The sequence below is a fragment of the Herbaspirillum sp. YR522 genome (assembly GCF_000282575.1).
GTDB lineage: Bacteria > Pseudomonadota > Gammaproteobacteria > Burkholderiales > Burkholderiaceae_D > Herbaspirillum.
On the sequence record NZ_AKJA01000081.1, the window covers coordinates 1 to 11,585 of the forward strand.

Annotated in this window: 12 protein-coding genes; 11 read left to right on the top strand and 1 reads right to left on the bottom strand. The window is 63.0% G+C overall.

Features of this window, described 5'->3' with window-relative positions:
* From PMI40_RS11695 to PMI40_RS11740, 10 genes are all read left to right on the top strand, one after another.
* On the top strand, window positions 1-1,046 hold a 1,046-nt coding region (locus PMI40_RS11695), incomplete at its 5' end, for a molybdopterin-dependent oxidoreductase (RefSeq protein ID WP_040501942.1).
* The gene (gene nuoH / locus PMI40_RS11700; RefSeq protein WP_008115444.1) at window positions 1,046-2,116 is read left to right on the top strand and encodes an NADH-quinone oxidoreductase subunit NuoH; all 1,071 of its coding nucleotides are present in this window, start codon (window positions 1,046-1,048) and stop codon (window positions 2,114-2,116) included. The genes PMI40_RS11695 and nuoH, both read left to right, overlap by 1 nt.
* A gap of 21 nt (window positions 2,117-2,137) precedes the next feature.
* Window positions 2,138-2,626, top strand: coding sequence for an NADH-quinone oxidoreductase subunit NuoI (gene nuoI / locus PMI40_RS11705; RefSeq protein WP_008115445.1), 489 nt, complete (start codon window positions 2,138-2,140; stop codon window positions 2,624-2,626).
* Between the two features lie 102 nt (window positions 2,627-2,728).
* On the top strand, window positions 2,729-3,391 hold the full coding sequence (locus PMI40_RS11710) for an NADH-quinone oxidoreductase subunit J (protein ID WP_008115446.1): 663 nt from the start codon (window positions 2,729-2,731) through the stop codon (window positions 3,389-3,391).
* Between the two features lie 18 nt (window positions 3,392-3,409).
* A complete protein-coding gene (gene nuoK, locus PMI40_RS11715; RefSeq protein WP_008115447.1) occupies window positions 3,410-3,718 on the top strand; it encodes an NADH-quinone oxidoreductase subunit NuoK in 309 nt (102 codons plus the stop codon).
* Between the two features lie 95 nt (window positions 3,719-3,813).
* Window positions 3,814-5,928, top strand: coding sequence for an NADH-quinone oxidoreductase subunit L (gene nuoL, locus PMI40_RS11720; protein WP_008115448.1), 2,115 nt, complete (start codon window positions 3,814-3,816; stop codon window positions 5,926-5,928).
* Between the two features lie 9 nt (window positions 5,929-5,937).
* The gene (locus tag PMI40_RS11725) at window positions 5,938-7,431 is read left to right on the top strand and encodes an NADH-quinone oxidoreductase subunit M (protein ID WP_008115449.1); all 1,494 of its coding nucleotides are present in this window, start codon (window positions 5,938-5,940) and stop codon (window positions 7,429-7,431) included.
* Window positions 7,432-7,584: 153 nt separating this feature from the next.
* Window positions 7,585-9,090 carry an NADH-quinone oxidoreductase subunit NuoN gene (gene nuoN / locus PMI40_RS11730; RefSeq protein WP_008115450.1) on the top strand — a complete coding sequence of 502 codons (1,506 nt, stop codon included), beginning with the start codon at window positions 7,585-7,587 and terminating at the stop codon, window positions 9,088-9,090.
* Entirely contained in the window at window positions 9,090-9,404 is a 315-nt protein-coding gene (locus PMI40_RS11735) for a DUF2818 family protein (RefSeq protein ID WP_008115451.1), read from the top strand. The genes nuoN and PMI40_RS11735 overlap by 1 nt, the downstream gene beginning before the upstream one ends.
* 114 nt (window positions 9,405-9,518) lie before the next feature.
* Entirely contained in the window at window positions 9,519-10,085 is a 567-nt protein-coding gene (locus PMI40_RS11740) for an NUDIX domain-containing protein (RefSeq protein WP_008115453.1), read from the top strand.
* A gap of 1 nt (window position 10,086) precedes the next feature.
* Here the strand turns inward: PMI40_RS11740 and PMI40_RS11745 are convergent, their stop codons facing one another.
* Window positions 10,087-10,950, bottom strand: coding sequence for an aldo/keto reductase family oxidoreductase (locus PMI40_RS11745; protein WP_008115456.1), 864 nt, complete (start codon window positions 10,948-10,950; stop codon window positions 10,087-10,089).
* Between the two features lie 128 nt (window positions 10,951-11,078).
* Between PMI40_RS11745 and PMI40_RS11750 the strand changes: the two genes are divergently transcribed.
* Window positions 11,079-11,585: LysR family transcriptional regulator (locus PMI40_RS11750; protein WP_008115458.1), on the top strand; the 507-nt coding region annotated here is incomplete at its 3' end.

An 11,585-nucleotide genomic window follows, 5' to 3' on the forward strand; every position in this document is an offset into this window, starting at 1 on the left:
CGTTGGCCGAAGTGGCCGTGGCGGTGGCCGAATCGAAGGGCGTGGCTGCACCGGCCGCGTTCGCCGGCGTGGTAGCCTCCGACGTGGCACGTGCCACTGCCGCGACCCTGCTGGCAGGCGGGTCCCGTGGCGTGTTCCTGGGCAACACCGCCCTGCAGCATCCGCAGGCCTCGCAACTGCACGCGGCGGCGCAATGGATTGCCGAACAGACCGGCGCCAAGCTCGGTGTGCTGGTCGAGGGCGGCAACGCCGTCGGCGGCTACCTGGCCAACGCCGTGCCGACCGCCGGCCGTGGCGCCAACGCATTGGCCGCGTTCGCCCAGCCGCGCAAGGCTTACCTGCTGTTGAACGCCGAACCCGAACTCGATAGCTACAACCCGCAAGCCGCCGCCGCCGCACTCCAGCAGGCCGAGATGGTGGTGGTGATGTCGGCCTTCAAGCACGGCGCCGACTATGCCGACGTGTTGCTGCCGATCGCGCCGTTTACCGAAACCTCGGGTACCTTCGTCAACGCCGAAGGCCGCGCCCAGAGCTTCAACGGTACCGTCAAGCCACAGGGCGATGCACGTCCGGGCTGGAAGGTGCTGCGCGTACTGGGCAACCTGCTGGAACTGCCGAACTTCGACTACGAGACCTCCGAGTCCATCCGTGACGAACTGCTGGGCAAGCAGACCGACCTGTCGGCCAGCCTGAACAACATCGCCACGCTGCAACCGCAGGCAGCTGCGTCGGTGGCCGCCGGTGCGCTCGAACGCGTGGCCGACGTGCCGATCTACTCGGCCGACCCGGTGGCACGTCGTTCGCCACCGCTGCAGCAAACCGCCGATGGCCAGGCGCCCAAGGCATGGCTGCCGGCCGGCCTGGCCGAAAAGCTGGGTGTGCTCGCCGGTGAGCGCGTGACCGTCAGGCAAGGGCAGGGCAGTGTGCAACTGACCGCCGGTATCGACAAGAAGCTGCCCGAGAACGTGGTACGGGTCGCTGCCAGCCACGCCTCGACCGCGGCGCTGGGCGGCATGTTCGGCGCAATCGTAGTGGAGAAAGCGTAATGGATCAGCTGATCGCCCAAATCAACTCGGCCGGTCCGGCATTGCTGGGCCCGAGCCTGTTCACCTTCGTGTGGACATTGGTCAAGATCCTGGTGGTGATGGTGCCGCTGCTGGTCTGCGTGGCCTACATGACTTACTGGGAACGCAAGCTGATCGGTTGGATGCACGTGCGCCTGGGTCCCAATCGCGTCGGTCCGGCCGGCCTGCTGCAACCGATCGCCGATGCCGTCAAGCTGATCTTCAAGGAAGTCAACACGCCGGCCAAGGCCAACAAGTTCCTGTTCTACCTGGCCCCGGTGATGACCATCATGCCGGCGCTGGCCGCCTGGGCGGTGGTGCCGTTCTCGCCTGAACACGTGCTGGCCAACGTCAATGCCGGCCTGCTGTACCTGATGGCCATCACGTCGCTGGAAGTCTACGGCGTCATCATCGCCGGCTGGGCCTCCAACTCGAAGTACGCGTTCCTGGGTGCCATGCGTGCATCGGCACAGATGGTGTCGTACGAAATCTCGATGGGCTTCTGCCTGGTGGTGGTGTTGATGGTCACCGGCAGCCTGAACATGACCGACATCGTGCTGACCCAGACCAAGGGTACCTTCCACGACATGGGCCTGAACTTCCTGTCCTGGAACTGGCTGCCGCTGCTGCCGGTGTTCGTGATCTATTTCGTGTCGGGCATCGCCGAGACCAACCGTCACCCGTTCGACGTGGTGGAAGGCGAATCCGAAATCGTCGCCGGCCACATGATCGAATATTCGGGCATGTCGTTCGCGATGTTCTTCCTGGCCGAATACGCCAGCATGATCCTGATCTCGATCCTGACCGCGCTGCTGTTCTTCGGCGGCTGGTCGGCACCGATCTCGGCGCTCGATTTCATCCCGGGCTGGATCTGGCTGGGCGCAAAAACATTCTTCTTCCTGTCGGTGTACGTCTGGGTTCGCGCTTCTTTCCCGCGCTACCGCTATGACCAGATCATGCGCCTCGGCTGGAAGGTTTTCATTCCGCTGACCCTGGTGTGGCTGGTGGTCGTGGCGATCTGGATTCAGTCGCCTTGGAATATCTGGAAATAAGATTGAGGGCTGAGGCTAAACATGGAAGCTATTAAGGATTTTTTCGGCAGCCTGATGCTTCGGGAGCTGTTCAAGGGCCTGGCCCTGACTGGCCGCTACCTGTTCAAGCGCAAGATCACGGTGCAGTTCCCCGAAGAGAAGACGCCGATGTCGCCGCGTTTTCGCGGCCTGCACGCGTTGCGTCGCTACCCGAACGGCGAAGAGCGTTGCATCGCCTGCAAGCTGTGCGAAGCAGTGTGCCCGGCCATGGCGATCACCATCGAGTCCGAGCAGCGTGACGACGGTTCGCGCCGCACCACGCGCTACGACATCGACCTGACCAAGTGCATCTTCTGCGGTTTCTGCGAAGAATCCTGCCCGGTCGATTCGATCGTCGAGACCCACATCCTCGAGTATCACGGCGAAAAGCGCGGTGACCTGTACTACACCAAGGAGATGCTGCTGGCCGTGGGTGACCGTTACGAGAAGGACATCGCAGAGGCGCGCGCCGCCGATGCGGCCTACCGCTGATGCGGCGGGTGGCCGGCACGAGCTGCCGGCCGGATGCGAATGTCGCGATGGGGCGGCCACAGTGGCGGCCCTGGTGCTGAGAAAACCAACTTCTGGTTGATTATGGAATTCAAAACTGTCTTGTTCTACGTGTTCTCGCTGATCCTCGTGATCGGCGCCGTACGCGTCATCACGGCCCGCAACCCGGTGCACGCGGCCCTGTTCCTGGTGCTGTCGTTCTTCTCGGCGGCCGCCATCTGGATGCTGCTCAAGGCGGAGTTCCTGGCCATCGTGCTGGTGCTGGTCTATGTCGGGGCGGTGATGGTGCTGTTCCTGTTCGTGGTGATGATGCTCGACATCAACCTCGACAAGATGCGCGAAGGCTTCTGGGGCTACTTCCCGCTGGCCGCCACCATCGGCGTGATCATCGTGCTCGAGATGGCCGCCGTGCTGCTGCGCAGCTTCTGGACTTCCGAGGCACCGGCCGTTTCCGACACGCTGGGCCAGACCAAGCCGCTGGGCAAGCTGATCTTCACCGAATACGTGTACGCCTTCGAAATCGCCGCCGTGATCCTGCTGGTGGCCATCGTGGCTGCCGTGGCGCTGACGCTGCGCCGGCGTAAGGACAGCAAGTACTTCGACCCGGCCGACGCGGTCAAGGTCAAGGCAGCGGACCGCATCCGCCTGGTCAGCATGAAGGCCGAGTCGACCCGCAACGCGGGCGCCACCAGCGTGCCTGGCGACACCGGCGGCGACGGTACCCCGGCCTCGGGCAATCAATCTTAAGAAGGGCGACAAGACATCATGGCAATTACGCTCTCTCATTACCTGATCCTCGGCGCGATCCTGTTCGCGATCTCGATCGTCGGTATCTTTCTCAATCGCAAGAACATCATCGTGCTGCTGATGGCCATCGAACTGATGCTGCTGGCGGTGAACATGAACTTCATTGCGTTCTCGCATTTCCTGGGTGACGCGGGCGGGCAGATCTTCGTGTTCTTCATCCTGACGGTAGCGGCGGCCGAGTCGGCCATCGGCCTGGCGATCCTGGTGGTGCTGTTCCGTAACCTCGATACCATCAACGTCGAGGACCTGGATAGCCTCAAGGGCTGACCAGCCCTCACGGTGCGGTACGGTTTGAATTTCAATTAAAGATGGGAGGCCCCGCGCTGGTCGGGCGGGGCAGCCAATAAGCGATAAGGTTCATCATGGCGGGGCAACTTAACCCACATCTTCTTCTTGCAGTCCCACTGGCGCCGCTGGTGGGTTCTGCCATTGCCGGCTTCCTGGGCACCAGGTTCTTCGGCAATGTGGTCGGACGCAAGGTATCGCATACAGCGACCATCCTGGGCGTGCTGATCGCTGCCATCATCTCGTTGCAGACCCTGTTCGCGGTGCTTGACGGCGCCACCTACAACGGCACCCTGTACACCTGGATGACGGTGGCCGGCCTGAAGCTGGAAATCGGCTTCCTGGTCGACAGCCTGACGGCGTTGATGATGTGCGTGGTGACCTCGGTGTCGCTGATGGTGCACATCTACACGATCGGCTACATGAAGGACGACGAGGGCTACAACCGCTTCTTCTCGTACATCTCGCTGTTCACCTTCTCGATGCTGATGCTGGTCATGAGCAACAACTTCCTGCAGCTGTTCTTCGGCTGGGAAGCAGTGGGCCTGGTGTCGTACCTGCTGATCGGTTTCTGGTACACCCGGCCGACGGCGATCAAGGCCAACATGAAGGCGTTCCTGGTCAACCGCGTGGGCGACTTCGGCTTCATCCTCGGTATCGGCCTGCTGCTGGCCTATGCCGGCTCGATGAACTACACCGAAGTGTTCGCCAAGCGCGCCGACCTGGCCCAGCTGACCCTGCCGGGTACGGACTGGATGCTGCTGACGGTGGCGTGTATCTGCCTGTTCGTGGGCGCGATGGGCAAGTCGGCCCAGTTCCCGCTGCACGTCTGGCTGCCTGACTCGATGGAAGGCCCGACCCCGATCTCGGCGCTGATCCACGCCGCGACCATGGTCACGGCCGGCATCTTCATGGTCACCCGCATGTCGCCGCTGTTCGAACTGTCCGACACCGCCTTGTCGGTGATCCTGGTGATCGGCGCCATCACGGCCCTGTTCATGGGCTTCCTGGGCACCATCCAGACCGATATCAAGCGCGTGGTGGCCTATTCGACCCTGTCCCAACTGGGCTACATGACCGTGGCGCTGGGCGCTTCGGCCTACTCGGTGGCGGTGTTCCACCTGATGACCCACGCCTTCTTCAAGGCGCTGCTGTTCCTGGGCGCCGGTTCGGTGATCATCGGCATGCACCACGACCAGGACATGCGCAACATGGGCGGCCTGCGCAAGTACATGCCGATCACCTGGATCACCTCGCTGCTGGGTTCGCTGGCGCTGATCGGCACGCCGTTCTTCTCGGGTTTCTATTCGAAGGACAGCATCATCGAAGCGGCTGCCGAATCGCACCTGGCGGGTTCGGGCTTCGCCTACTTCGCCGTGCTGGCCAGCGTGTTCGTCACCGCCTTCTACTCGTTCCGGATGTACTTCCTGGTGTTCCATGGCCAGGAGCGCTTCGGCAAGGAGCACGCGCATGACGACCACCATGCGCCGGCCGCGGCCCATGCCGTGCACGACGACCATGCCCACGATGCGCACGGCCATGACGATCATGCCGCCCATGACGACCACGGTCATGACGAGCACCACCACGGCCTGGCGCCCGGGCAGAAGCCGCACGAGTCGCCGCTGGTGGTGACGCTGCCGCTGATCCTGCTGGCCATTCCCTCGGTGATCGTCGGTTTCTTCGCGATCTCGCCGATGCTGTACGGCGACTTCTTCAAGGGCGTGATCTTCTTCGGCGAGAACCACAAGGTCATGGAAGAGCTGGCCCACGAGTTCCACGGCCCGGTCGGCATGGTGCTCCACGCCTTCTCCACCGCGCCGCTGTGGCTGGCCATTGCCGGTGTCGTCACCGCCTACTACTGCTACATGGTCAACCCACGCGTGCCGGCCTGGTTCAAGCAGAAGTTCAGCGTGATCTACACCATCCTGGACAACAAGTACTACATGGACAAGTTCAACGAAGTGGTGTTTGCCGGCGGTGCGCGCCTGCTCGGCGGTGGCCTGTCGTCGATCGGCGACCGCGCCATCATCGACGGCCTGGGCGTCAACGGCAGCGCCAAGGTAGTCGGCTGGTTTGCGAAGTTCACGCGCCTGTGGCAGTCCGGTTACATCTATCACTATGCCTTCGTGATGATCATCGGGGTGTTGGGCTTCCTGGTGTGGTTCATGCCGTTTCCGTTCGCCAAGTAAATAACAACCATGATGCAGTCAACTTTTCCCATCCTGAGCCTGGCGATCTGGACACCCATCGTCTTCGGCATTCTTGTTCTGGCCATCGGACGCGACAGCAATCCGGGCCTGGCCCGCTGGCTGTCGTTGTTCGGTGCCCTGGTCGGCCTGGTCGCGACATTGCCGCTGATCCAGCATTTCGATCCGGCCGCGCACGGCTACCAGTTCGTCGAGAAGACACCCTGGATCGATCGCTTCAACATCTCGTACTTCCTGGGCCTGGACGGCATCTCGCTGTGGTTCGTGCCGCTGACGGCGTTCATTACGGTGATCGTGGTGCTGGCCGGCTGGGTGGTGATCCAGAAGCGCGTGGCCCAGTACATGGGCGCCTTTCTGATCCTGTCGGGCATCATGATCGGCGTGTTCTCGTCGCTCGACGCGATGCTGTTCTACGTGTTCTTCGAAGCGACCCTGATCCCGATGTTCATCATCGTCGGTGTCTGGGGCGGCGACAACCGGGTCTACGCGGCGTTCAAGCTGTTCCTGTACACGCTGGCCGGCTCGCTGCTGATGCTGGTAGCGCTGATCTACCTGTACTTCGTCTCGGGCGGTACGTTCGACATCCCGACCTGGCACGCCCTGCCGCTGTCGATGCTGGAACAGAAGATCCTGTTCTTCGCCTTCCTGGCCGCCTTTGCGGTGAAGGTCCCGATGTGGCCGGTACACACCTGGTTGCCGGACGCCCACGTGCAGGCGCCTACCGGTGGTTCCATCGTGCTGGCGGCGATCATGCTCAAGCTGGGCGCCTATGGTTTCCTGCGTTTTTCGCTGCCGATCCTGCCTGACGCCAGCCACGCGCTGTCGAGCTTCATGATCTTCCTGTCGCTGGTGGCGGTGATCTACATCGGCCTGGTGGCACTGGTGCAGCAGGACATGAAGAAACTGGTGGCGTATTCGTCGATCGCCCACATGGGCTTCGTCACGCTGGGCTTCTTCATGTTCAACGACATGGCAGTGCAGGGCGCCATCGCGCAGATGATCTCGCACGGTTTCGTGTCGGGCGCGATGTTCATGTGCATCGGCGTGCTGTACGACCAGATGCATACCCGCGACATCGCCCAGTACGGTGGTGTGGTCAACAAGATGCCGCGCTTCGCGTTCTTCTTCATCCTGTTCTCGCTGGCCAACTGCGGCCTGCCGGCCACCTCCGGTTTCGTCGGCGAATTCATGGTGATCCTGGGCGCGGTCAAGTTCAATTTCTGGATTGGCCTGCTGGCGGCCACCGCCCTGATCCTGGGTGCGGCCTACTCGCTGTGGCTGGCCAAGCGCGTCATCTTCGGCGCCGTGACCAACCACCACGTGGCAGAGCTGGTCGACCTGAACGGTCGTGAATTCTTCATCCTGGGCGTGCTGGCCATTGCCACCATGATCATGGGCCTGTACCCGGCGATCATCACCGACACCATCCAGACCTCGGTGACCGATCTGTTGCAGCACGTGGCGCAGACGAAGATTCCATCCTGATGGTATGGCAGCAAAGGCGGGGTGCAGCAAGGCCCCGCCGGCAACGAGACAAGCCGGTGCGGCAATGCCGGCAAAGCGAAGCTGAGGCGGGCCCATCGTGGCAGGCCAATGCGAAAAGCGGCGTACATGCGGCGAACAAGCGGTAGTAACTAAATGAACAACATGAATCTGATCCCTGTCTATCCGGAAATATTTCTGCTGATCGCGACCTCCGTGATCCTGCTGATCGATATGTTCCTGCCGGAAGCCAAGCGCGTCATCACCTACCTGCTGTCGCTGCTGGCGCTGGCGGTCTGCGCGGCGCTGACCCTTGGCGAGCTCAACAGCGGCGCGACGGTCTACACCTTCAACAACATGTTCGTGTCGGACCCGCTGTCGGCCCTGCTCAAGCTGTTCACCTACCTGGGCGTCGGCGTCACGCTGGTCTATTCACGCCAGTACAACAGCGTGCGCGGCATCACGGGCGGCCAGCTCGGTGGCGAGTTCTATGCGCTGGCCCTGTTTGCCACGCTGGGCCAGATGGTGATGATCTCCGGTAACAGCTTCCTGTCGATCTACCTCGGCCTGGAACTGATGTCGCTGTCGCTGTATGCGCTGGTCGCCCTGCGCCGCGACAACGTCGCCGCCACCGAAGCCGGCATGAAGTATTTCATCCTGGGCGCACTGGCCTCCGGTTTCCTGTTGTACGGTATCTCGATGTTGTATGGCGCCACCGGTTCGCTGGAACTCAACGAAGTCTTCCGCGCCATCGTCTCCGGCACCGTGGACCGTACCGTGCTGGTATTCGGTATCGTGTTCGTGGTCGCCGGCCTGGGCTTCAAGCTGGGTACCGTGCCGTTCCACATGTGGGTGCCGGACGTCTACCAGGGTTCACCCACGCCGGTCACGCTGCTGCTGGGCGCGGCGCCCAAGCTGGCCACCTTCGCCATCACTTTCCGCCTGCTGGTCGAAGGCATGCTGCCGCTGGCGGTGGAATGGCAGCAGATGCTGATGGTCATGGCCGTGCTGTCGATCATCCTCGGCAATGTCACCGCCATCGCGCAAAGCAACCTCAAGCGCATGCTGGCCTACTCGACCATTTCGCACATGGGCTTCATGCTGCTGGGCCTGCTGGCCGGCGTGGTCGACGGCAACCTGTTCTCGGCCGTCAACGCCTACAGTGCGGCGCTGTTCTATGGCGTGACCTACGTGCTGACCACGCTGGGCACCTTCGGCGTGATCATCCTGCTGTCGCGTGCCGGTTTCGAAGCCGATACGCTGGAGGACTTCAAGGGCCTCAACCAGCGCAGCCCATGGTTTGCCGCCGTGATGATGATCCTGATGTTCTCGCTGGCTGGCTTGCCGCCGCTGGTCGGCTTCTACGCCAAGCTGTCGGTGCTGCAGGCGGTGCTGGGTACCGGCCAGATCTGGCTGGCGGTGCTGGCGGTGGTGTTCTCGCTGATCGGCGCGTTCTATTACATCCGCCTGGTCAAGGTGATGTACTTCGATGACCCGGTCGACACCAGCAAGATCATGGCCGCACCCGACGTGCGCGTGGTACTGAGCCTCAACGGCCTGGCCGCGTTGCTGCTGGGCCTGTGGCCAGGGCACCTGATGGATGCCTGCACCAACGCCATCGTCACCACGCTGGCGACCTTCCTCAGCAAAGTCGTGGCTTGATGAACGTCTCGCTGTTTAGCCTTTGCATCATCCTGTTGGCCGCGCTCGCGGCCAATTTGCCGTTCTTCAACCAGCAACTGTTCGCGCTGGTCCCGCTGAGCCGTGCGGCCGGGTGGACCAAGCCGACGTGGCTGCGCATGGTCGAGCTGCTGGTGCTGTATTTTGCCGTCGGTGGCGTGGCGCGGCTGCTGGAATCGAGCCAGGGCAATGCCTTTCCGCAGGGGTGGGAATTCTATGCCATCACCGCTTGCGTGTTCCTGGTGCTGGCCTATCCGGGTTATGTGCTGCGCTACCTGCGCAAGAAGCACAACTGATCACGCGCACCGGGGCGACCCGGTACAATCTCTTGTCCAGGGGCAGGCGGTCACCACGGGCCGGCTGCCCTTTGTTTCATCACCTCTCCCATATTGCCCAACAGAAGAGTCGCCATGGATGCCCACCTGAGAGAAACGCGGAAAGACACCGAGCAAGTCTACGACGGACATTTCCTGAAAGTGCAACGCGACACCGTGATCCTGCCCGACGGCAAGCACGCCACGCGCGAATACATCAAGCACCCTGGCGCGGTCACGGTGCTGCCGCTGTTCGACGATGGCACGGTATTGATGGAGCGCCAGTTCCGCTATCCGCTGGATCGGGTGTTCATCGAATTCCCGGCCGGAAAGATCGATCCCGGCGAGGACGAATTGACCTGCGCCAAGCGCGAGCTGCTGGAAGAGACCGGCTACACCGCGACCGACTGGCAGCACATCTGCACCATCCATAACGCCATCGCCTATGCCGACGAAAGGCTGGAGCTGTATGTCGCGCGCGGGCTCAAGGAAGGGCCGCGGCAACTGGACGAGGGCGAATTCCTCGACATCTACCGGGCACCGCTGTCGGAGTTGATCGAACAGGTGCGCACCGGCCAGATCACCGACGTCAAGACCGTGATCGGCGTGTTCTGGCTGGAGAAGATCACCAGCGGCGCCTGGCCGCCGCCGGCCGGCAACTGACTCAGGCGATGCCGTCGAGCGCGGCGACCGACTGCGGCGACAGTTTCAGCGCGGCGCCTGCCACGTTCTGGCGCAGGTGCTCGACCGACGAGGTGCCGGCAATCACCAGGATATTGGGCGAGCGCTGCAATAGCCAGGCCAGCGCCGTCTGCATCGGCGTGGCATCGTATTCTTGCGCGACCTGGGCCAGCGTGGACGATTGCAGCGGCGAAAACCCGCCCAGCGGAAAGAACGGCACGTAGGCGATGCCGTCGGCGGCCAATTGCGCGATCAGTGCGTCGTCGGCCCGCTGCACCAGGTTGTATTGGTTCTGCACGCACACGATCGGTGCGATGCTGCGTGCCTGCGCCACCTGGGCGGCGGTCGCATTGGACACGCCGATGTGCCGCACCAGGCCCTGGCGCTGCAGTTCGGCCAGCGCAGTCATCTGCGGCTCGATATCACCTTCCACCGGTCCTGCCACATCGAACATCAGCCGCAGGTTGACCACGTCGATTGCATCCAGCCCGAGGTTGCGCAGGTTGTCGTGCACCGCCGATTGCAGCAGGGCCGGCGACTGCGCCGGCAACCAGCTGCCATCGTCGCCGCGCCGGGCGCCGATCTTGGTCACGATCACCAAGTCATCCCGATACGGGTGCAAGGCCTCGCGGATCAAGGCGTTGGTGACGTGCGGGCCATAGAAGTCGCTGGTGTCGATGTGATCGATGCCCAGTTCGACGGTGGCCCGCAGCACCGCCAGCGCCTGCGCGCGGTCTCGTGGTGGACCGAACACATGGGGGCCGGCCAGCTGCATGGCGCCGTAGCCCATGCGATTGACGGTCAGGTCGCCCAGCGCGTATCGGCCGGCGTTGCTAGCGTGGTTCATGGTTTTTCCTTGGTTGAAGTAGACAGGCCCAGTCTAGGCAGCTGCGGCCTGTACTACAATCGCGCACAATTGCACGCCCTGTGCCGAAATCCGTACAATGGCCATTTGTTCCCAGCCTGGTGCCCGACATGGCCGACTTGCAAGATCTCAATGCCTTCGTGGCGGTGGCCACCCACGGCGGGTTTCGCGGCGCCGCGCGCCACGGCGGCGACAGCGCCTCGCAGTTGAGCCAAGCGCTACGGCGGCTCGAGACGCGCCTGGGGGTAAGGTTGCTGCACCGTACCACGCGCAGCGTGGTACCCACCGAAGCCGGCCAGCGCCTGCTGGACCAGTTGCGTCCGGCCTTGGGCGCCATCGAATCGGCGCTCGATGTAGTCAATGGCTTTCGCGACCGGCCGGCTGGTCGGCTCAGGCTCAACGTGCCGCTGAGCGCGTCGCGGCTGGTGCTGCCGCGCATCGTGCCGGCGTTCCTGGCGGCCTACCCCGAGATCTCGCTGGAGGTGATCGTCGAGGACCGCTTCGTCGACCTGGTGCAGGCCGGTTGCGACGCGGGCATCCGCTATGAAGAGAGCATGGAACAGGACATGGTGGCCATTCCCATCGGGCCGCGTCGCCAGCGCATGGCGGCGGCCGCC